Source organism: Pantoea sp. RSPAM1 (assembly GCF_038816185.1).
GTDB classification, from domain to species: Bacteria; Pseudomonadota; Gammaproteobacteria; order Enterobacterales; family Enterobacteriaceae; genus Pantoea; species Pantoea ananatis.
On sequence record NZ_CP046137.1, the window covers coordinates 242,137 to 262,016 of the forward strand.

At 52.8% G+C, this 19,880-nt stretch carries 21 protein-coding genes; 9 read left to right on the top strand and 12 right to left on the bottom strand.

The window, feature by feature from the left end; translation table 11 throughout:
- Positions 1-6 precede the first annotated feature (6 nt).
- Genes GKC68_RS01635 through GKC68_RS01655 form a run of 5 tightly spaced genes read right to left on the bottom strand, consistent with a single transcriptional unit; the run spans position 7 to position 3,411 of the window.
- On the bottom strand, positions 7-741 hold the full coding sequence (locus GKC68_RS01635) for an SDR family oxidoreductase (protein ID WP_047714143.1): 735 nt from the start codon (positions 739-741) through the stop codon (positions 7-9).
- On the bottom strand, positions 729-1,277 hold the full coding sequence (locus GKC68_RS01640) for a 2OG-Fe dioxygenase family protein (protein WP_342656526.1): 549 nt from the start codon (positions 1,275-1,277) through the stop codon (positions 729-731). Before GKC68_RS01640 ends, GKC68_RS01635 begins: the two co-directional genes overlap by 13 nt.
- Positions 1,250-1,471: a hypothetical protein gene (locus tag GKC68_RS01645; RefSeq protein ID WP_342656527.1), complete on the bottom strand. Its 222-nt coding sequence runs from the start codon at positions 1,469-1,471 to the stop codon at positions 1,250-1,252. The genes GKC68_RS01640 and GKC68_RS01645 overlap by 28 nt, the downstream gene beginning before the upstream one ends.
- Positions 1,472-1,518: 47 nt before the next feature.
- The gene (gene hilA, locus GKC68_RS01650) at positions 1,519-2,409 is read right to left on the bottom strand and encodes an L-isoleucine 3(1)-dioxygenase (RefSeq protein ID WP_342656528.1); all 891 of its coding nucleotides are present in this window, start codon (positions 2,407-2,409) and stop codon (positions 1,519-1,521) included.
- A 30-nt stretch (positions 2,410-2,439) separates the two neighbouring features.
- Complete coding sequence (locus GKC68_RS01655) at positions 2,440-3,411, bottom strand: amino acid ABC transporter substrate-binding protein (protein WP_342656529.1); 972 nt, start codon at positions 3,409-3,411, stop codon at positions 2,440-2,442.
- A 175-nt stretch (positions 3,412-3,586) separates the two neighbouring features.
- Between GKC68_RS01655 and GKC68_RS01660 the strand changes: the two genes are divergently transcribed.
- Positions 3,587-3,754, top strand: a complete 168-nt coding sequence (locus GKC68_RS01660; RefSeq protein WP_342656867.1) for a LysR family transcriptional regulator — start codon at positions 3,587-3,589, stop codon at positions 3,752-3,754.
- Positions 3,755-3,868: 114 nt separating this feature from the next.
- Positions 3,869-4,441 carry a substrate binding domain-containing protein gene (locus tag GKC68_RS01665; protein ID WP_342656868.1) on the top strand — a complete coding sequence of 191 codons (573 nt, stop codon included), beginning with the start codon at positions 3,869-3,871 and terminating at the stop codon, positions 4,439-4,441.
- Positions 4,442-4,505: 64 nt separating this feature from the next.
- Here the strand turns inward: GKC68_RS01665 and GKC68_RS01670 are convergent, their stop codons facing one another.
- The 3 genes from GKC68_RS01670 to GKC68_RS01680 form a co-directional block, all read right to left on the bottom strand.
- Positions 4,506-5,837: an MFS transporter gene (locus GKC68_RS01670; RefSeq protein WP_013027652.1), complete on the bottom strand. Its 1,332-nt coding sequence runs from the start codon at positions 5,835-5,837 to the stop codon at positions 4,506-4,508.
- 277 nt (positions 5,838-6,114) lie between these two features.
- The gene (gene yhjD / locus GKC68_RS01675) at positions 6,115-7,128 is read right to left on the bottom strand and encodes an inner membrane protein YhjD (RefSeq protein ID WP_064365848.1); all 1,014 of its coding nucleotides are present in this window, start codon (positions 7,126-7,128) and stop codon (positions 6,115-6,117) included.
- A gap of 43 nt (positions 7,129-7,171) precedes the next feature.
- Positions 7,172-8,071: a LysR family transcriptional regulator gene (locus tag GKC68_RS01680; RefSeq protein WP_028724510.1), complete on the bottom strand. Its 900-nt coding sequence runs from the start codon at positions 8,069-8,071 to the stop codon at positions 7,172-7,174.
- A 115-nt stretch (positions 8,072-8,186) separates the two neighbouring features.
- On the opposite strand from GKC68_RS01680, the gene GKC68_RS01685 reads away from it, so the two are divergent.
- Positions 8,187-8,945 (top strand): SDR family oxidoreductase, encoded by a 759-nt coding sequence (locus tag GKC68_RS01685; RefSeq protein ID WP_064365795.1) that lies wholly within the window; start codon positions 8,187-8,189, stop codon positions 8,943-8,945.
- Between the two features lie 39 nt (positions 8,946-8,984).
- Here the strand turns inward: GKC68_RS01685 and GKC68_RS01690 are convergent, their stop codons facing one another.
- Positions 8,985-9,833 carry a PhzF family phenazine biosynthesis protein gene (locus GKC68_RS01690; protein ID WP_342656530.1) on the bottom strand — a complete coding sequence of 283 codons (849 nt, stop codon included), beginning with the start codon at positions 9,831-9,833 and terminating at the stop codon, positions 8,985-8,987.
- 105 nt (positions 9,834-9,938) lie between these two features.
- Between GKC68_RS01690 and GKC68_RS01695 the strand changes: the two genes are divergently transcribed.
- Positions 9,939-10,562, top strand: a complete 624-nt coding sequence (locus GKC68_RS01695; protein WP_342656531.1) for a glutathione S-transferase — start codon at positions 9,939-9,941, stop codon at positions 10,560-10,562.
- Here GKC68_RS01695 and GKC68_RS01700 read toward each other — a convergent pair.
- On the bottom strand, positions 10,529-12,019 hold the full coding sequence (locus GKC68_RS01700; protein WP_047713864.1) for a PLP-dependent aminotransferase family protein: 1,491 nt from the start codon (positions 12,017-12,019) through the stop codon (positions 10,529-10,531). The two genes, GKC68_RS01695 and GKC68_RS01700, sit on opposite strands and share 34 nt — an antisense overlap.
- Positions 12,020-12,153: 134 nt before the next feature.
- On the opposite strand from GKC68_RS01700, the gene GKC68_RS01705 reads away from it, so the two are divergent.
- A complete protein-coding gene (locus tag GKC68_RS01705; protein ID WP_028724506.1) occupies positions 12,154-12,741 on the top strand; it encodes a LysE family translocator in 588 nt (195 codons plus the stop codon).
- Between the two features lie 108 nt (positions 12,742-12,849).
- Here the strand turns inward: GKC68_RS01705 and mqo are convergent, their stop codons facing one another.
- Together mqo and GKC68_RS01715 are read right to left on the bottom strand one after the other, a co-directional pair.
- The gene (gene mqo, locus GKC68_RS01710; protein ID WP_028724505.1) at positions 12,850-14,463 is read right to left on the bottom strand and encodes a malate dehydrogenase (quinone); all 1,614 of its coding nucleotides are present in this window, start codon (positions 14,461-14,463) and stop codon (positions 12,850-12,852) included.
- Between the two features lie 621 nt (positions 14,464-15,084).
- Positions 15,085-15,327, bottom strand: coding sequence for a DUF1158 family protein (locus GKC68_RS01715; RefSeq protein ID WP_013027643.1), 243 nt, complete (start codon positions 15,325-15,327; stop codon positions 15,085-15,087).
- 305 nt (positions 15,328-15,632) lie between these two features.
- Between GKC68_RS01715 and mntP the strand changes: the two genes are divergently transcribed.
- The 4 genes from mntP (at position 15,633) to GKC68_RS01735 (ending at position 19,871) form a co-directional block, all read left to right on the top strand.
- Positions 15,633-16,205 carry a manganese efflux pump MntP gene (mntP, locus tag GKC68_RS01720; RefSeq protein WP_024472222.1) on the top strand — a complete coding sequence of 191 codons (573 nt, stop codon included), beginning with the start codon at positions 15,633-15,635 and terminating at the stop codon, positions 16,203-16,205.
- A gap of 451 nt (positions 16,206-16,656) precedes the next feature.
- Positions 16,657-17,493, top strand: a complete 837-nt coding sequence (locus GKC68_RS01725; protein WP_342656532.1) for a fumarylacetoacetate hydrolase family protein — start codon at positions 16,657-16,659, stop codon at positions 17,491-17,493.
- 46 nt (positions 17,494-17,539) lie between these two features.
- Positions 17,540-18,487 carry an alpha/beta fold hydrolase gene (locus tag GKC68_RS01730; RefSeq protein WP_342656533.1) on the top strand — a complete coding sequence of 316 codons (948 nt, stop codon included), beginning with the start codon at positions 17,540-17,542 and terminating at the stop codon, positions 18,485-18,487.
- Positions 18,480-19,871 (top strand): hypothetical protein, encoded by a 1,392-nt coding sequence (locus tag GKC68_RS01735; RefSeq protein WP_110957271.1) that lies wholly within the window; start codon positions 18,480-18,482, stop codon positions 19,869-19,871. The genes GKC68_RS01730 and GKC68_RS01735 overlap by 8 nt, the downstream gene beginning before the upstream one ends.
- Positions 19,872-19,880: the final 9 nt, after the last annotated feature.

Here is a 19,880-nt window from a genome sequence, read left to right on the forward strand (position 1 = left end):
AGAAAGTTAAAGATCTTTTCCCAGCGTCCAGCCACCATCGATGACCAGTGTTGAACCTGTGACAAAACGATTCTCCGGGGCGGTCAGATAAAGTGCCGCTTCGGCAACGTCACCTGTCTCACCCAGTACCGGTAAAAACTGGCCACGCTTAATTTTTTCAAGCTGCGAGTCATCGTGGTAATAAGACTCCGTCAGTGGCGTACGAATAACGCCGGGCGCAATTGCATTGACACGAATACCGTGTTTGCCGTATTCGAGTGCCAGTTGTTTCGTCAGTCCAATGACGGCGTGTTTTGATGAGACATAAGCCGTTCGATCAGGCTCGCCCATTAATCCTGAAACGGAGGCCAAATTAACCATATTTCCAGGGCGGTTCTGGTTTACCAACTGTTGGCAAAAAGCACGACCTGCTATAAAACTGGCTGTCACGTTAAGGGCAAAAACGGATTCCCATTGCGCCAGCGTTAAATCCGCGATACTGCAAATTTCACGCGTACCGGCACAGTTAATCAGAACGTTATTAGCCTCGCCGTACTCCAGAGTTTCGAAAAGTGCAGCCAGGCTGACGGAGTCAGTCACGTCCAGCTGATGATGGCGATAGGCTGACGTATCGTTAAATTCCGATGATGAACGATCGATACCCTCAACCTGATAACCTTTGTCGAGGAAGGCCTTGACCAGCGCGCGGCCAATTCCGCTGGATGCCCCCGTGATAACGGCTTTAAGCTTCAGACCGGACATGCTGTCTTCTCCTCGTTTTTCTGAAACGTGATCAGAATGATGTCGCGTTGAGCAGGGCCACTGTTTTCACGTGCGCCAACGGGAGTGACGGCATGAAGTTTGTCGTGATTAACCACTAAGGTGTCAAAAAGCTGTTCCAGACGCAGCACGCGATCAATGCTGCGAGGATGGCTGGCAATCAGACTGTCTCCGCCCAGCATATTCGGTGAGGCATTAATCATATGCACAAACACCACGTCTTCATCGTCTTTATGCAGCCAGACGGGCGAGCTATAAGCAGGCTCATTTTCCGTGGCCTGATAACGAAAAAAATGAATGCCAATGGTCAGGCTGTCGACAGGGCCAATGCTTTCATAAGCGTCGACTAACGATAAGTCATCGTGCAACAGCGTTTGAAACAGACGATTACGGGTGATCGCTTCAGGCAATAGCGGATAATCGCGAATAATATCACCAGTATCAGGATTAAAGGCTTTTGTTTGTTTATAAGGGTTAAATTTTCCAAAGGTTAATTCGCCCTTTTCATTTTTTTGCATTGAGCATAACCGCGCCAGCGGTTTCCTGGCGAATAAGGATCAAGAAGTAAATTCTCATAGCCTTTTTTTAATTTTTCCAGCTCATCTAAGAAATCTTCTTTATTCGAAAACTGCATGGCTTCAATTGAACGATAATAATCACCGGGAATAAAGGCATAGCCTTGCCTGGAGAGATGCGTTGCATATTCCATCATTTATTTATCTCTGCATTAAAAGGATAGTTTTAAATACATTCCATAAGCTATGTCCAGTAAACCACCTTACGGTCATTCAGTTTTCCAATAAATCGTCCAGCAGTGAGTCGGCTTCCTTCACTTACACTGCTTACGCCGTGTAAGTGACAAGCATTCATAAAGTAAAGATCGCCAGCATTGAGCTGAACAGAAAGGGATTCTATTTCATTTAACAGATGGGGTGGATAAGGATAACCTGTTCGTGTTACGCCAAGTGTTTCACGGCACACCTGGTCGGGAATGAGATTCCAGATTTTAAGTTGGCCACCACCCTGCGCAGCTTCCAGACAAACATTATAGGCTGTTACAGTTTGAGTATTCGCAATCTCAAAGCCGTCTTCTTTTGCAAAGTCAACCTGTGCCATATCTTCATGTGGCATAAGTGACATCACACCGTTATCAAGCCAGCGACGAAAGGTTGCAAAACAGGCATAGCCGTTTTTGAATCGTGCCGGACCAAAATGAATACCTCGTTCTAAAAATTCTTTTTCCAGCGTCAGGTTGAGGAAAAGTGATTCACTATCTTCTGCGCTGGTTGCTTTCATCAGGTCGGCGACACTTTGATTCACACGATTGACTTCATGAATATATTGTTCACCATTACGCGAAAACTGCGTTGCACCGATCTGATTGGTTAAAACAAAGCCATCGTCAGCGCGATTCCCTCCACTTTGGGTAACCCTGTAATCAAAGTTTTTTGCAAGTTTTTCGCACACGGATTTTGATGCGTAATTACGAATAACATATAAAACATTGCCATGATGATGGCCGTTAAGAATAATGTTTTTAACAATGGAGAAGTTAATAACGCCATCTGTTGATTCCAGATAGCCAAAGTTTGTTTTTTTTGAACCCGTTAATATTGTTTGCGTAGGTTCTAAGGTCAGTAAATCAGTCATAATGTTTCCATGCCATTTGAATTTAAGAAGTCAAATAAAAAGAGGTGACCAGAGCATTCCGCCTTCCTCCCAAGGTTTATTGTCGCGGCGCTGTTGTTTTAATTCTGAGTGTTTACCCAGGTTACGCTCAAAAATCTCACCATAATTGCCAATTTTACGTATTATCTCTCTAATAAAGTCAGGTTGTAGACCGAGTTGCGAACACAAATTCACATCGGGATAGAGAAACGTTTTTAAATAACCCTCAGGATTATCACTTTTTTCTAAAATGTTTTTTTGGGTAATACCCAGATTCTCAGCTTCAATCAGTGCGCGCATAACCCATTTTGTCGCAATATACCATTGTGAGTCACTGGCGCTAACGGCGGGTGCCATTGCCTCAAGTGAAATGCGATCGTCCAGGATAAGATGTTGGCTGCTGTCTGTTAACTGGTGATGTTCACCCGCTAGCAGATAACCATCCAGACAGTAGATATCACATTCTCCTGATTCGTAGGCTTGCCTCGCTTGCTGCGGAGAGTCAAATAGCAGAATCTCACAGGGAAGGTTAAGTTCATCAAAATAGCGAGTGAGGTTCTCTTCCGTTGTTGAGCCACGCATCGCAGCAATACGACGCTGACGAGTGAACCTGGCTTGTGGGCTTTCTTCAGTGAGGTTACTGCGCGGAGTCATCAGCACTTCCCCATCAAACAACATCGGATGTAGGAAATTAATGCCGTACTCCGCTTCGCGCTGAAAGGTCACGCTAGCGTTAAAGGTGCCAAGATCGATGACGCCATCACGTAGAGCCTGGAAGCGATCAGCCGATTGCAAAGGGATAAAATGGATTTTGCCGCCGTCTCCCAGCACGCTGATAGCCACAGCGCGTGCCAAATCAATATCAAATCCATTCCAGCTGTTGTTGAGGGGATCGCGCTGCGAAAGGCCTTTAAAGCCTAAACTCACACCAACATTTAATACGTCATGTTGTTCAATGCGTTTAATTACTGCATGTTCAAACATAGCTAGCCTGTCATTAAAGTATTAAGAATAATAAGGTTTCAAGGATGTAAACCTCTGTTGAACATCATACTGTTCAGTGCTAGCTTGGCTAGATAGTTGAGATGCAAAAGAGCTGTGCGTGAAGAACATAAATGAATTAACGGAAGTCTTGCCTGGATTGGTTTTGTTTGTTCAGGTGGTTGAAAGTGGTAGCTTTTCCTCAGCTGCCAGAGCGCTATCCATGACGCCGTCTTCAGTGAGTCGTATGATAGACAGGTTGGAAAAAAGGCTAAATGTTTTACTCTTTACCCGCTCGACGCGCGCGCTCGCTGTGACCGAGGCCGGACAGGAAATATATCACTAGGCTTTATCAGTTATCGCCGCAACTAAATCCCTGTTTTCTCAGGCAGACAGTTACAGCGATGTCCCTAAGGGGTTACTGCGTATTACTGCGCCGACAACGCTTGGGAAGATTTTACTGACGCCGTTCCTGCCTGGTTTTCTGCGACGCTATGCTGAAATCAATATTGAGCTCAATCTCACTGACCATCTGATAAACCTCACGCATGAGTCGTACGACCTGGCATTGCGCGTCACGGATACGCCACCTATCAATATGGTCGCGCGAGCATTAATGCCTGTTGACTATGTTTTAGTCTGTGCAGAGCACTACGATCAAAGGCTGCCTGATATGCCGGGCGATCTCAAACAGCACAATATTTTCTTTCCGGACGATGCTCAGTTTCGCGGAGAATGGCGTTTTTGGCTAAACGACACGATGGAGAGCGTTACACTCACGCCCCGGCTGATGATAAATAACAGTGATGCCATGATTGATGCGATATTGCAGGGTGTAGGTATTGCGTTGATCCCCACCTTTATTGCAAATGGTTATTTGCTCAACGGGCAGTTACGCCGCGTGTTACCAGACTGGCGAATTGAAAATACGCTCTCAATGACCACTTACGCCATTACCTTACCCAACCGTCTGTTACCACTAAAAACCCGTGTCTTTATTGACGATTTTATGGCCTGGCTTAGAGCGAAATAGCGTGACTGGAAACGATAAAAAACCCGGCCTGAGCCGGGTTGAGTGTCTTTAGCGTTATCGGGTATCACACTTCATACAGCGTTTGATGCCGGGTTTCTTTGCAGGCAATCAAGGCAATCAGCGTCAGAAAAGCCATGGAAGCCAGGTACAATCCGACAGCATACAAGCCATAGTGCGCGTTCAGCCAGGTCGCAATATAGGGTGCAACCGACGCACCTAAAATCGACGACAGATTATAGGAGAAGGATGCGCCGGTATAACGCACTTCCGTCGGGAACAGCTCAGGCAGCAGCGCACCCATTGGGCCAAACGTCAGCCCCATAATGCTCAAGCCCAGCAGCAGGAAAGCCATCACCAGCGCCTGAGAACCGGAGCCCAGCATGGCCGGAAACAGGAATGAAAAGCCAATAATCATCAGCGTAATGACGATCATGGTTTTACGGCGACCAAAGCGGTCAGCAAGCAGGCCCGCAATCGGCACCATCACGCCAAATCCAATCACCGCCATCATCAGCATCCACAGCATACTGTTACGAGAAATCCCCAGTCCGGCTGGCGCGGCGGCGGTGCCGTAACTCATTGAGTAAACGGTCATGATGTAAAACAGCGTATAAGTGGCAAGCATGATAAAGGTGCCAAGTATCGTTGCCGTCAGATGTTTGCTCAGGAGTGAGGCAATCGGCACGCGCACCTGTTTCTTCTCTTTCTGCACTTTGGCAAAAACCGGACTTTCATGCAGCGACACGCGCACGTACAGTCCAATCAGCACCAGCACGGCAGACAGCACAAAAGGCACGCGCCAGCCCCATTGCATAAATTGCTCATCGGTCAGCAGCCAGGAGAGCAGTAAAAAGGTGCCATTGGCGAAGAAAAAGCCAATAGGTGCGCCCAGCTGCGGGAAGGAGCCGTACAGCGCCCGCTTTTTGGCAGGTGCATTTTCCGTCGCCAGCAGGGCTGCGCCGCCCCACTCACCGCCCAGGCCCAACCCCTGACCAAAACGTGCCAGCGCCAACAGCAGCGGAGCCAGCACGCCAATGCTCTGGTAGCTGGGTAATAAACCGATAACCACGGTCGAGATCCCCATCGTCAGCAGTGAGGCAACCAGGGTGGCTTTACGGCCTACGCGATCGCCAAAGTGACCAAACAGGGCAGAGCCGATGGGACGGGCGATGAACGCAATCGCAAAGGTGGCCAGCGACTGCAACGTCGCGACGGTGGCATCACCCTGAGGAAAGAAGATGTGAGGGAAAACGATGACGGCTGCGGTGGCATAAATATAAAAATCGAAGAATTCGATAGCGGTGCCAACCAGCGAGGCGATAACCACTTTACTTCGTGAGTTTACTGGCGTGGGATCGTTTTGCTGATCGAGCGGTTCTGATATGGAGGCTTGCATAAATGTTTCTTATTTTTAATGACAGATAGGGAATCTTACGCACCTGTATAACGGCATTCAATGGCGGAAAGCCGCGTGGTTAGCGACGTTGCGCCAGCAAAAGTGGAAAATTTTTGTGATGTGTTAAATGCCGGAGAATGTCAGCGTTAAGTGACGCAAATATGGCGAGATACTCTAAGAAAGCGCTGAAGAAAAGTGACCCCTCAGTTATTCATCCTGTAATTTGGTGAATAAATAACCGGAGGGGGATATTTTACGCTGGTTTAACGCAGTATTGTCATTTGTGCGTGGTCAGCGCGCCTTTTTCCGGCATGCGCGGATCGTCTTTGTATTTCGCGGTGGCAATCCATGCGGCGCAAAACAGCGTCAGACGCGCAAAGAAATAAAAGAAGGCCATCAATCCCAATACCGACCCAAATGCGGCGCCTGACGGGGAGGTGGCCAGTTTTGGCAAGGTCAGCGTCATGACAAATTTAATGATTTCGAAACCCACTGCCGCCAGCAGCGTACCGCGTAGCAGCGCCTTCTTACGGGGCTTATGGCGAGGCAAAATCCAGAAAATCCACAGGAACAACAAATAGTTTGCCATTACGGAAATCGAGGTCGCGATAATTGTCAGCGCAGGACGTAACCATTCGATGCCATCCAGACCTAACGCGCTCACGATCATCGCCTGGGCAGAGCCTGCGACTGAGGTTAACGACAGGGTAATGACCAGAGCCAGCATCAGTCCTGTCAGCGATAAGAAGTCGCGAATGTAGCGTTTCCAGATCTTCTCTTTATCGTCGGGCTGGCGTTCCCAGACATCACGCGACTGTGCGCGAATCGCTTCACGCAGGTTGCCCATCCAGTTAAGGCCCGAGTATAGCGCCAACAGCAGACCCGTAATCCCCACGGTCGCGCGCTGTTGAATGGCCGTATTTACGGTATTTTTCAGGGTCGTTGCCAGCGAGGGATCGCTGATGCTGCTGACGATTTTGTTGATGATATCGGTCAGCAGATCCTGATTCGATGCCAGCACAAAACCCACGGCGGCAAAGGACACCATTAAAATCGGGATTAATGATAAAAATGAAAAATAGGTAATGGCTGCGCCAAACTGGCTACCGAGACGATCGTTAAACCGGTCAAGCGCACGAATAAAATGGGCAACGGCGGGTATGGCCTGAAACCAGGTGGCAAAGCGTGAAACCCGCACGATCGAACGATCGACAGTCTTGTTACCTGTTTTGATATCAATCAGTGGCTTGGGTGACTGTGCGTCTTTTGCGTTGTCCTGTTCGTCTGTCATAGACATTCACTTCCTGTTAAACGTAAAAACACATTATAGCCTCTCAGGTGACATACTCCTGAAGCACCTGACTCAACCACTCCATAAATACCCGCACGCGACGGGCAACGTTACGGCGATGGGGATAAAGTAAATGAATCGGCATCGGTTTTGCCGGGAAGGCATGCAGCACCTCCACCAACTCACCGCTTTCCAGATATTTGTGAATCCCCACGGTCGGCACCTGGATAATGCCCAGCCCCGCGAGGCAGGCCGCGCGATAGGTTTCGGTGCTGTTGACGGTGACAACGCCGCCGGTGTGCACATAGTGACACTGCTTGCCATCGAAAAACTCAAAGCCCTGGGCAGGCTGGCCGAGCTGCTGACTGTAATGCACCATGGCATGCTGCGACAGCTCTTCAAGCCTAACCGGCCGGCCAAAACGGGAAAGATAGCCAGGGCTGGCGCAGTTAATTAAGGTGTGGGTGCCGATACGGCGGGCGATGAGGCCCGAATCCTTCAGCTCGCCAACGCGGATCACGCAGTCGAACCCTTCGCGGATAACGTCAACCTGGCGATCGTTGCTGCTGAGCTCGATTTCAACGCCGGGATAATGCTGCAGAAATTCTGGCAGGCGGGGCAGGATCAGATCGGTCGCCATCGCGGCGGACATATCCACCCGTAGCTTACCGCTTAAGGTGGCGGGATCGTGCTGGAACAGGCTATCCATATCACTAATCATCGACAGCAAATCCAGACAGCGGTCGTAATAAACTAAGCCATCCTGGGTAAGTTGCACCCGGCGAGTGGTGCGGTGCAAAAGACGCGTCCCCATCTGATTTTCCAGCGCCTGAATTTGTCGCGAGACGCTTCCTTTTGGCAGCCCAAGACTTTCTGCTGCTGCCGTAAAACTGCCCATCTCTGCCACTCTGACGAAAACCTGCATTGCATGAATTTTATCCATATGGCCTGCCGATTGTTGTTGTAAGTGGAACAGTGCTGCTCGTTCTTAAGCGTTTATAGAACAATTATTAGAGAATATCCTCAACCTGTGTTCAATTTTGCAACAGGAAATCAACATGAATCGTAAAATCGTCTTGATCACGGGCGCTAATCGCGGTTTAGGCCGGAATGCAGCGCTAAAACTGGCGGCTAAGGGCCGGGATATCATTCTGACCTACCGCAGTCATCAACATGAAGCGCAGGACGTGGTAAGGGAAATTGAAAGCGCAGGCGGCCGCGCAGTGGCGCTCCAGCTGGATGTCGGCGATCTGCGCCAGTTTGATCGTTTCATGTCTGAAGTGAAAAATGCACTGCAACAGCACTGGCAGCGTGAGACGTTTGATTATTTAGTGAACAATGCCGGCCATGGGCACTATAAACCGTTTATTGAGACTACCGAGGCTGAATTTGATGCGCTGATGAATGTGCATTTCAAGGGGCCTTACTTCCTGACTCAGACGCTATTGCCTGCGATAGCAGACGGCGGGCGCATTCTGAATATCTCCAGCGGGTTAACCCGCCTGACGTATCCCGGTTCCGGAACCTATGCCTCAATGAAGGGCGCAATGGAAGTGCTGACGCGCTATCAGGCTAAAGAGCTGGGCGAGCGGCGCATTCGCGTTAACATCCTGGCGCCGGGTGCCATTGAGACCGACTTTGGCGGCGGGCGCGTGCGCGATGATAAAACGGTCAATGACACTATCGCCGCATTAACCGCCCTGGGCCGGGTGGGCCTGCCAGACGATATCGGTGATGCCGTTTGTGCCATCCTCAGTGAGGAAACCAGCTGGATCACTGCGCAGCGTATCGAAGCATCGGGCGGTCAGGCGCTGTAATTTCAGAGCGGCTTTGCCGCCCTTGTGCCAACGTCTGGGTTAGCGCCTGATGGTACCCTCTATCACCGTCACGGTTTTCCCCCCGATCCAGATCGTATCGCCCTGATATTCCACCGTTACGCGTCCCTCTCGGTTTACCCGGGTGCCCTGACGGACGCGGTAATCTTGCGTTTTGCCCTGAGCAGCGAAGTAACGTGCCAGGCAGGCATTGGCGCTGCCGGTAATCGGATCTTCGGTCAGGCTTCCATGCTCAATTATCAGGCCGCGAACCTCGTACTGTTCCGCTTCCCCTGCGGGCAGCGGGCCGAATGGCATAATGCCAGTGACGTTGGCGTGATGAACAAGCCGCTGTAAATCCGCAATATCGGGCTTAATCGCCAGGACCGCATCGGCACTGATCATTGGGATCAGCAGCCAGCGGATGCCCATATCGACCACCACGGCATCCTGCGCGGTATCAAGCGCATGGCTGTTGAGCGCCGCGCTGATAAGCGCATCATGAAACGGTGTTAAGGTGGCGTTTGGCGCGGCAAAGGCCAGCGTCTTGTCGTCGGCAATCTTTATCATTACGTTGCCTACGCCGCATTCCTGGATCATTACGCCCGGCGTTTTCGTCTGGAAGCCCGCTTCCAGTAAAGCATGAGCGGTACCGAGCGTCGGATGGCCGGCAAAGGGCAGTTCGCCCTCTACGGTGAAGATACGCACGCGGTAGTCGGCCTGATTATCCTGCGGCGGCAGGACAAAGGTCGTTTCAGATAAGTGAGTCCAGCGTGCGATGGCCGCCATCTGGCTGTCGTCCAGACCTTGTGCATCCATGATGACGGCCAGGGGATTGCCGTTAAACGCGGCTGAAGTAAAAACATCGACTTGTTTAAACGCAACGCGCATTGTGACTCCTTGTGAATGAGGTAAAGATGTTTTTTCATGCTCCGGCAATTGCTTATGTCAGTTAACAGGGCTATGAATAAGTTAAGCAACTGGATGGAGCCTGCTATGTTAAAAATTCTTGGACGCGCCTCCTCAATCAACGTGCGCAAAGTACTCTGGCTGTGTGACGAACTGGACCTGCTCTACGAACGTGAAGAGTGGGGAGAAGGGTACAAATCCACGCACTCTCCTGAATTTATCGCGCTGAATCCTAACGCCATGATCCCAGTGTTGATTGATGAAGACCTGACGATGTGGGAGTCCAACGCCATTCTACGCTATCTGGTCACCGCCTACGGTGGCGACTGGCTCTATCCCGACAATCCACGTGCGCGTGCGCCGGTGGATCAGTGGATGGACTGGCAGTCGACGGAACTTAATACCTCATGGCGCTATGCATTTATGTCACTGGTGCGTAATTCGCCCGCCCATCAGGACCCAAGACTGCTGGCCGCTGCCTGCAAAGGCTGGTCCCACACCATGGGTATTCTCAATCAGCAGCTCGAACATACCGGTCGCTATGTTGCCGGGCGTAACTTCAGTCTGGCGGACATCCCTATTGGGCTGGCCGTTAACCGCTGGTTTGAAACGCCGCTTGACCATCCTGATTTACCGGCCGTGCGGACCTACTACGAACGCCTCACTGAACGGCATGGCTATACCATTTGGGGACGTAATGGCACGCCCTGATCCTGGCCCGGCGGCAGGCCAGCGAGTTCGCAGGCTACCGCCCCCGCACGGATGATCGCGCTGACATAACGCTGATCAAACGGATAGCAGCATGAGAGGCGCAATGCATGGTTATAGCGCTCGCTCAGCGAATACAGTGCACCTGGCGTGACACAAATCTGCTCTTTCAACAGACGGCTAAACATCTCTGTGGTATTCACATTGCCGGGCAGTTCGACCCAAAAAACGAAGCCGCCGCGCGGTAACGTAGCCCGGGTACCCTGAGGAAAATGCTGCGCAATCAAACCGCGCGCTTCATCCAGATTACTGGCATAGCTACGGCGCAGGCTGCGCAGATGGTGGTCGTAGCCTCCGTTGGCAAGAAATTCTGCCAGCGTTTCAGACAGCAGGGCCGATTCCGCCATGGATGACACGGCTTTAAGGCGTGCAATGGCATCATGAAAGCGGCCGGCTGCAATCCAGCCGATGCGAAAATCGGGCGCCACGGTTTTCGTGAAACTGGTGCAGTAGAGCACCCAGCCATGCTGATCGAATGACTTCACCGTAGGGGACAGCGGCCAGTCAAACTGCAACTCATCGTAAAGCCCGTCCTCAATCAATGGAACGTTGTAAGTGTTCACTAACTCTGCGAGCCTTTTCTTGTCGGGCAACGACATTCCAAAGCCCAGCGGGTTCTGCGCAGAGGGCATGGCAACCAGCGCCTGAATACGCTTTTCCTGGAGCAGCATCTCAAGTGCATCCAGCGAGAGGCCGCGCTGAGGATCGGTAGGAATCTCCAGTGCCTTCAGGCCCAACGATGCCAGCAGGGGAAACAGGAAGAAATAGGTGGGGGATTCCAGACCGACACAATCACCTGGCCGGGTCACCGCCCTGAGTGCCAGCTGAAGTGCCTCCATGCAGCCATGGGTAAGGGTGATCTCATCGGCCGCGAGCGACTGGCCACTATGCAGGGCACGTCGCGCAATCTCCTCCCGTAAGCGCTCACTACCCGGCGGAAGCGCGTAGCGACCAATGAGTTGTGGATCGCGACGTAGCAGAGAGGCCGTAATGCGCGCCAGTCTGGCTGACGGAAACAGATCACTGTCCTGCGGACAGGCCAGCGAAATATTGGTGTAATCCGGATGATTTTGTGCGGCGAAAACCTTATCAATCAAGTCCAGCTTCTCGTTGCCTGGATCGCGAACCACCCGGGCAGAGTGCTGGGCATCTCGCGTTACCACTGGCAGCACGCCGCGCACGTAGTAGCCCGATTGCGGGCGCGCCTCAATCAGACCGCGATTCTCCAGCAGCTGCCAGGCATTCAGCACGGTGTTCACGCTGACCTGATGTGACTGAGCAACGCGCCGGATGGCGGGTAAGCGCTTGCCCGGTTTTAGCGTGCCCTTGTGAATGGCCTCGGCAAAGCTGTCGGCCAGTTGCTGATAAAGCCTGTGCTCGGACTGAGTTTCAGGGGACACAATTGCCTCCGTAGATAACAGGTACAGTTGGAATCAGTGCTGATTGTACCCATCAAAATAGCGATTTCTTGTCTCTGTTGCCATGGCTTTTCTGATCGTAGCATGGTGTTCTCTCATTCATCAGGAACGCCACTATGCTCGATCCTTCCTTTTTTAGTTATGTCACCGTGATGTCGATTACACCGGGGCCAAATAATCTGTTGCTCGCCACTTCCGGTGTTAACTTTGGTATGCGCCGGACGTTACCCATGATGTTTGGCATTTTGATTGGCTGTGCGCTACAAACCGCCATTGCGGGGCTGGCGCTGGAAGTCCTGCTGCACTGGATGGCATCTGTACGTCTGCCGCTGACGCTGGTGGGATGTGGTTATTTGTTGTGGCTGTCATGGAAAATATTTCGGGCGAATGCCCCCGAAGCGCGAGCAAAGCCGCAGCCCATGACCCTGGTGGGTGGGGCCTGTTTTCAGGCTATCAATCCAAAAGCCTGGTTAATGGCCAGCAACGTGGCACTGCTCTACAGCGCCAGCAGTGGCGTGCTGACCGTGATGGGGGCTTTTATGTTGCTCAATCTGCCGTGCATTTTATTGTGGGCTGCACTGGGTGATCGCCTGCGCGGTCACCTGCAAATCAACTGGAAGCGCCAGCTGTTTAACAGCCTGATGGCGCTGTCGCTGGTGGCGACCACGATCTGGATGCTGGTCGATGCCTTCAGGCTTCTCTAGTCTGGTGGGCCTGACGCGGTCGTCAAGGGCGACGTTTCGTTCTGGATTTCCGGCACATCATCGCCACAAATGCGCACGTGGCGATGATGTTTTGCGCGCTGCCGTGGATTATTTGCCTATGACATAGGCGGTTTCACGGCCTTCATCGTTGGCAGCCACTGGCGTAACCGGCGTGTATTTGAGCTGCAGGATACGGCTGGTTTCTGCCAGTACTTTTTCAGTCAGCGCCACATCGCCATTCAGCTTACGGCCCCAGGACGGCACCACGGCACGGATTTTATTTTGCCACTCCGGCGACGCCATCTGTTCCGGATAGACCTTATGCAGCAGCTCCAGCATAATCGGCGCTGCGGTCGAGGCACCAGGCGAGGCACCCAGCAACGCAGAGACAGATCCGTCTGCGGACGACACCACTTCCGTGCCTAAACGCAGCACTGCGCCTTCTTTCTCATCTTTTTTGATGATTTGCACGCGCTGCCCGGCCGTCACCAGGCGCCAGTCTTCCTGTTTCGCCTGTGGCACATAAGCACGCAGTGCATCCATACGATCGCGGTCACTTTGCAGCACCTGATCCATCAGGTATTTCACCAGATCAAAGCTTTTCAGTCCGACCTTGATCATGGGCATTACGTTGGTGCTGTTGAGTGAGGCAAACATATCCAGCAGCGAGCCCTGCTTCAGGAATTTGGTCGAGAAGGTCGCAAAGGGACCAAACAGCAGCACCTGCTTGCCGTTCAGCACACGCGTATCGACATGGGGCACGGACATCGGTGGCGCGCCCACGCTGGCTTTGCCATAGACTTTCGCCATGTGCTGTTTCACGACGTCTGGATTTTCGGTGACCAGGAAGGAACCGCCAACCGGGAAGCCCGCATAGCCGTTGGCTTCCGGAATGCCGGCCTTCTGCAGCAGCGGCAGCGCCGCACCGCCCGCGCCAATAAAGATCTTTCCAGCCGTCAACGTGCGACGTGTACCCTCTTTCATGCAGACGAGCGTCACCTGCCAGCGGCCATCATTAAGGCGGGTAATCTCGCGCACTTCCTGATGCATCCGTAAGCGGAAGTTGGCTTTTTGCTCCAGCGAAGCAATCAGCTGGCGCGTCACTTCACCGAAATCGACGTCGGTGCCCATGTCTGTCCAGGTTGCAGCCACTTTCTGATTCGACGCACGGCCTTTCATGACCAGCGGAATCCACTGTGCGATTTGTTGCGGATCTTCAGAGTAAGCCATGCCGCGGAACAGCGTGCTTTTCTGTAAGGCAGTAAAGCGCTTACGCAGGAACGCGACATTATCATCGCCCCAGACAAAGCTCATGTGCGGAGTACTGTGAATAAAGCTTTTCGGCGTATGCAGGTTGCCTTTCTGAACGTGATAGGCCCAGAACTGGCGAGAAATCTGGAATGACTCGTTAATCGCAACGGCTTTGGCGATATCGATACTGCCATCGGCTCGCTGAGGCGTATAGTTCAACTCGGCCAGCGCCGCATGGCCTGTACCCGCGTTGTTCCAGCCATTTGAAGACTCTTCCGCTACGTGCCCCAGTCGCTCCACCATTTCGATGGACCAGTCAGGTTCCAGATCCTGAAGCCAGGTTCCTAACGTAGCACTCATGACGCCTGCGCCAATAAGCAGTACATCAACGTCTTTACGCTCCTGCGCCCTGGTGGTGTCCTTTCCGCTAACACTCATCATGAGCGCAAGATTTACAGCTGATTTGCACATGAGGCGACATCTCCTCTTCTGTTGACCTGAAGCTCAACAGCGTTGCAGGCGAAATAGTCACGCTTCTGATGAGCGCGTTGCGCTATTTCCGGGTTAAGACTCAGGTATGGGTTAAAGCGACGATAACGAGTTAACTCATCGTTATGCTTTGTTGCTCAAATATAACATTCTCGTATCGGATTTAAACATTTGTTTATTTTTTAAATGCAGAAATGATTCAGCATAAGAAGTAATCATAATTTCGGGCTGGGCATAAGGGGGATTTTTCTTTTAACTCAGTGAGTTAAGTTAAGATTGATGTTGCGAGATTGCCTCTTTATGGTGCAGGGTGAAAATGTCACATAAGGGAAGGAATAATTTAAACTTATGAAAAATGACGTTTATTTAATTTTATTCTTTGAGGTGAATTTTTAATCACTGGTGTAGCTGACCCATTTGTGTAAAACAAATGTTACATTTTTGTGACCTCGGAAGTGGCCCCATGCAGGATGCCAGCACGGTTGCCAAGCCTCAGCAAATACGCGTGACAGCGCAATTTTAAGATTTTCTTCAGAACAGAAAACCGGCCAGGGCCCACCGCCCGGCAGCCCTGTATCCTGGCCGCGTTTCAGGACAGCGTTGTCACACCTTGAACCAGCGACGCCAGACAAAGCGGATAACAAAAAACTCCAGCGCGCCCAGCACCAGGAACCACAGGCAGAACACCAGGGTGTACAGCTGGCTCAGATCCTGTAAATGAAACAACTGCTGCAAATGCTGCGCCACCGTCAGGCTAAAAGCTGGTGCGGGTAGCAGCAGGGCAGACAGAAAGCCCAGCAGTAAAATGCCACCGGGAAGGATTAAGGACTCAAAAGGGTTATTCATGAGCAGTGTTCTCTGTTTATCAGCCGGACATTTTCCGGTATTCCGTGCAGAGGTTCAATCATGCTCTGCCGCAACCTGTCATTCCCGGAGGAAAGCTGTCGAGAAAAGGCTTAAATGACATTAACTTAGCGGCATTCATAGCGACTGTTATGAGTTATAGCCTTTGCTATACTTAAATCCCTGATTTTATTGTCTTTTTATATCGATTATCGCGTGATAGACTGCGCGCACTTTTTAAATAACCGAGCAAATTGTGTGATGGATTTAGCATGAAGCCGTGCTTTTTCATCCCAAGTGAACGAATCATGACCTTTATTGCCACGCTTATTCTCGCTTTTGGAATGTCAATGGACGCGTTTGCCGCCGCACTGGGCAAAGGTGCAACCTTGCATCGTCCTGGCCTGAAGGAAGCCGTGCGGACCGGTCTGATTTTCGGTTGTATCGAAGCCCTGACGCCACTTATCGGTTGGGCGCTGGGCCTGGCGGCCAGCCAGTACGTAGCGGCATGGGATCACTGGATTGCCTTTTTCCTGCTGGCCTTTCTGGGCGCGCGTATGATGATGGAAGGCTTCCGCAAAACAGCCACGGAGCCCTGTGAAGCACCGCAGAGTCACGGCTTCATGGTACTGGCCACCACGGCGGTCGCAACCAGTCTTGATGCCCTGGCTGTCGGGGTTGGACTGGCGTTCCTGCAGGTAAACATCGTGACCACGGCCCTGACTATCGGTGCTGCAACCACCGTAATGGCCACCACTGGCGTGCTGATTGGGCGTTTTATCGGACCGGTGTTGGGCAAATGGGCTGAAGTGCTGGGCGGCCTGGTCCTGATTGCTATTGGGTCAACCATTCTTGCAGAGCACCTGGCCCTGTTTCAGTAACGCAGTTAAAAGTGAGTTTTGTGATCTGGTTCAAAATTTATTGATGCTTTAAACAGCAGGCGCTATACTTTTGCTGTAGATATTCAACAAATTTTTAACCGGATAATGTATGAAACGTTTTTTTAAGTACGTGTTCCACGCTTATGTCGAAACCTTTAAACACGTACCGCCAGGCGCGCTGAACTAAGCGCCCACCGAATACCCTCGATAGTCGCGGTCAGGGATTGACCGGTGATTATCACTCGTCATCTCGCCCCCTTTTGATTGTCCCCTGTTATAACGACAACCTTCTCTGCGTGACCTTCCTGATATCCTCCTGTTGACACAACGTGATACATCTGGACATCCGATGTGCCAAACGCGGTACGATTTTCATCGCTATTTTTGCTACTCTGCGCGCCAATTTCATGTAAAACATGCGGTTATAACCCGTAATCATCATGAGGCGGTCATGCAGCTATGCAGTTTTTACCTTCCTGAACAGGGGAAGAAAAGCTTTGGTATCGTTAAGGCTCAGGGCGTAGTGGATGTCGGTATGCGCCTGGGAAAAGCCTGCCCCGATTTAAAAACCTTCCTGACGCGCTCGTCGCTGGCCGACCTGACTGCTTTTGAGGCGATGCCCGCCGATCATGTTTGGTCAACTGTGCAGTTTCTGCCCGTTATCGAGCAGCCTGGTAAAGTGTTTTGCGTGGGCATGAACTATGCCGATAAACGCCAGGAATTCGCCGCCACGCTAGATGCGCCCACGTTATTTGTACGCTTTGCTGACTCCCTGGTCGGCCATGAGCAACCGTTGCAAAAACCCACCACCACCCAGGAGTTTGATTACGAGGGGGAACTGGCGGTGATCATCGGACAGCCTGCGCACCGGGTTAAGGCGGAAGAGGCGCTGAGCGCGGTGGCAGGGTACAGCTGCTTTATGGATGCGACGGTACGCGACATGCAGTTTACCTGGTTTACCGCAGGGAAAAACTGGCCGCAAACCGGAGGCTTCGGGCCCTGGATGACTACCGCCGACGAGATCCCCGATCCGCAGCAGTTGACCATTAAAACGGTGCTGAACGGTCAGGAAGTACAAAACGATACCACCGGCAGCATGGTGCATCCGGTCGCCAGGATTATTGAATACGTTTCCGCCTTTAGCCCGCTGTCGCCAGGCGATGTGATTATTACGGGTTCACCGGGCGGCGTGGGCAAAAAACGCACGCCGCCGCTGTTCATGTTCAGTGGCGATGTGGTTGAGGTTGAGATCGAAAAAATCGGCCGCCTGCGCCATACCATTGCCTGACCCAATGCATTAACCGCCTGCCTCTGCCATTCCCGTCCTACACTCAATGGATACCCAGGAACAGGAGCAGCTGATGAGGCGTACCATCCAGTGTAGAAAGCGGCAGGGCATGGCGCTTGCCGCCGGGATCGGCTTCGGTGTCGCGGCGGTCATGTGGGGCACGAAACGCTGGCAGCAAATGAAGCAAACGCCGCCGGTTTCACCTCGCAGTCATCACGCGGGATTGGCGGGTTATTATCAACAGATCGGTGACTGGCGCATGTTTACCCGCGTCACGCCTGACGAACCTCAGGGGTTGCCCGTGGTGCTGATACACGGCCTGGTCATGTCGGGGCGGTCGATGGAATCACTGGCACTGGCGCTGGGACGGGATTATCACGTCCTGGTGCCCGACCTGCCGGGTTTTGGCGGCAGTGCGTTGCCCGCATCCGCACCGGTGCTTTCGGTGAAAGCGCTGGCCGATATCCTGTGGCAATGGTTACAGCACAACGGTTTTCAGCGGGCGATCTGGGTTGGGAGCGCTTTTGGCTGCCAGGTACTGGCGGCTTTGGCGGATAAATACCCGGAAGCGGTGGCAGGCCTGGTATTACAGGGGCCCACCGCCGATCGCCACGCGCGCAGCGTGGTTCGTCAGATATGGCGAGGCTGGCGTAACAGCCGAATGGAAGCGCATCGATCGCCCGACTCACTGGCCCGAATTGACTGGGCGAAAGCCGGTTTGCCGCGAGCCTTTGGCACCCTGCGCGCCATGCTGAACGATCCTATCGAACACCATCTGACCTATCTCACCGCGCCAACCCTTTTACTGAGAGGCTCGCGCGATCCGGTTTGCCCGGCGCGCTGGCTGGATGAGCTGGCGGGGCTGCTGCCGCACAGTGAAAAAATCACCCTGTGCGGCGGCACGCACCGGCTGCACTATGTCTATCCGTGGAGTTTCTGCCACGCCATTCGACCTTTTTTGGCGCGTATTCAGCAGGAGAGCCAGCATGAGTAAACCTCCCAAGGGCATTGCCCGGTTTGATTCAGCCGCCACGATGCTGTTGGCCTTAGCGAATGCGCTGCACGATCGGCCTTTTGCCAGTCCAGGCCAGTCGCCCATGTTAGACCGCTTACTGCCTTCGCTTGATCGGTTACCGACCCGACTGCGGGAGTGGGGCTATGCGGTCAGTGGCCTGGCCGAGGGCATCAGTCACAAACAGGCCAGTGAACTGGACGTCGAAGGCATCGCCGAATGGATGGTCAGTACCTATCCGCAGCGCGATTATCCGGCTGCGTTTGTCGGTGCCACTAACGGTGCCATGGTGCATCTGGCCGCGGCGATGGGAACGCCGTGGCTACCGCAAACGTTTTTGTGCCCGGTGCGGGTACAGCAGAGCGATCCGGATGACGCCCAGTCCGAATTTGAAAACGGCAAGGCTGTGGCCGCAGCGCTGCTGGCGACCTGGCCTAAGCTTGCCGTGCACCACATGCAGGATCCGAGTCAGGATCGCCTCCTGCTGGAAAAAATGCACTATTTCCGCCTGAAGCTGCGCGACATGCCGCTGGCCTTTAATGAGTTTCTGCTGGGAGGTTTACCGGCGGGCTCAACACTGTTCATTAATCACTGTACGCGACAGTGGCCGGTAACGCGCACCAGTGACCGCTCTTTCTTTCAGTTTGGCGCCCCCGGCGGCGCAACCGAAAAGGAGTATTTGCAGGGGGGAGCGAGAGTGGCGGAATATCTGGCGCGGGCAGGCGTGGATCGGGCGCGCTGGGAACCGCCTGCTATCACCGACCACGTCCCTGAAGCCGAATGGGGGCTGGATGGCTACCTGATTTCGCCACTGAAAAAGCTGGCAGAAGCCCAGCGCTGGCGGCTGATGGAGATTCGCTACGACCATCCCGAAGCGCTGAGTTTCGTGGTCGCTGAAATTTATCGCGACTGGTATCTGGCGGCGGGCATATTGCCTGCCCGGCTGACGGTAGACAGCTTTTTACTCATGGATCCCTGGTGCAGCATGCAGCAGCACGCGATTCCGTTCTGGCTGATGTTTCCATCCGTGCCGTCGGCTGATGCGCTGCAGCGCTTTCTTGAAAAGCAGCCGCCTTTCAACCATATCGATATGATGCTGTATTCGCACGGCACCGACAGCATTGGCCTGGCGGGCATCGATCGCTGGAAACAGCTGTTAGCCTTTGCCAGGGAAGAGGGCGCATTAGTCGGGGTAGATGAAACGCGCTTCCCCCACGATTTTGCCACCTTTTCCCGGTTCGATTCGGCGCTACGGGAGCGCGCACCGCGACTGCCTGCGCCGCCGGCGCTCAGTATTGATAAAGCGATTGCGGGCATTCAGCGTTACGGTGCGCGCCACGGCGTGACCCTCCATTCGCTGACCTGAATCGGGATA

What these genes read in the sequence shown, in the direction of transcription:
- GKC68_RS01635 (WP_047714143.1), bottom strand. Translation starts at nt 741, where the DNA reads ATGTCCGGTCTGAAGCTTAAAGCCGTTATCACGGGGGCATCCAGCGGA.
- GKC68_RS01640 (WP_342656526.1), bottom strand. Translation starts at nt 1,277, where the DNA reads ATGCAAAAAAATGAAAAGGGCGAATTAACCTTTGGAAAATTTAACCCT.
- GKC68_RS01645 (WP_342656527.1), bottom strand. Translation starts at nt 1,471, where the DNA reads ATGATGGAATATGCAACGCATCTCTCCAGGCAAGGCTATGCCTTTATT.
- hilA (WP_342656528.1), bottom strand. Translation starts at nt 2,409, where the DNA reads ATGACTGATTTACTGACCTTAGAACCTACGCAAACAATATTAACGGGT.
- GKC68_RS01655 (WP_342656529.1), bottom strand. Translation starts at nt 3,411, where the DNA reads ATGTTTGAACATGCAGTAATTAAACGCATTGAACAACATGACGTATTA.
- GKC68_RS01670 (WP_013027652.1), bottom strand. Translation starts at nt 5,837, where the DNA reads ATGCAAGCCTCCATATCAGAACCGCTCGATCAGCAAAACGATCCCACG.
- yhjD (WP_064365848.1), bottom strand. Translation starts at nt 7,128, where the DNA reads ATGACAGACGAACAGGACAACGCAAAAGACGCACAGTCACCCAAGCCA.
- GKC68_RS01680 (WP_028724510.1), bottom strand. Translation starts at nt 8,071, where the DNA reads ATGGATAAAATTCATGCAATGCAGGTTTTCGTCAGAGTGGCAGAGATG.
- GKC68_RS01685 (WP_064365795.1), top strand. Translation starts at nt 8,187, where the DNA reads ATGAATCGTAAAATCGTCTTGATCACGGGCGCTAATCGCGGTTTAGGC.
- GKC68_RS01690 (WP_342656530.1), bottom strand. Translation starts at nt 9,833, where the DNA reads ATGCGCGTTGCGTTTAAACAAGTCGATGTTTTTACTTCAGCCGCGTTT.
- GKC68_RS01695 (WP_342656531.1), top strand. Translation starts at nt 9,939, where the DNA reads ATGTTAAAAATTCTTGGACGCGCCTCCTCAATCAACGTGCGCAAAGTA.
- GKC68_RS01705 (WP_028724506.1), top strand. Translation starts at nt 12,154, where the DNA reads ATGCTCGATCCTTCCTTTTTTAGTTATGTCACCGTGATGTCGATTACA.
- mqo (WP_028724505.1), bottom strand. Translation starts at nt 14,463, where the DNA reads ATGTGCAAATCAGCTGTAAATCTTGCGCTCATGATGAGTGTTAGCGGA.
- GKC68_RS01715 (WP_013027643.1), bottom strand. Translation starts at nt 15,327, where the DNA reads ATGAATAACCCTTTTGAGTCCTTAATCCTTCCCGGTGGCATTTTACTG.
- mntP (WP_024472222.1), top strand. Translation starts at nt 15,633, where the DNA reads ATGACCTTTATTGCCACGCTTATTCTCGCTTTTGGAATGTCAATGGAC.
- GKC68_RS01725 (WP_342656532.1), top strand. Translation starts at nt 16,657, where the DNA reads ATGCAGCTATGCAGTTTTTACCTTCCTGAACAGGGGAAGAAAAGCTTT.
- GKC68_RS01730 (WP_342656533.1), top strand. Translation starts at nt 17,540, where the DNA reads ATGGATACCCAGGAACAGGAGCAGCTGATGAGGCGTACCATCCAGTGT.
- GKC68_RS01735 (WP_110957271.1), top strand. Translation starts at nt 18,480, where the DNA reads ATGAGTAAACCTCCCAAGGGCATTGCCCGGTTTGATTCAGCCGCCACG.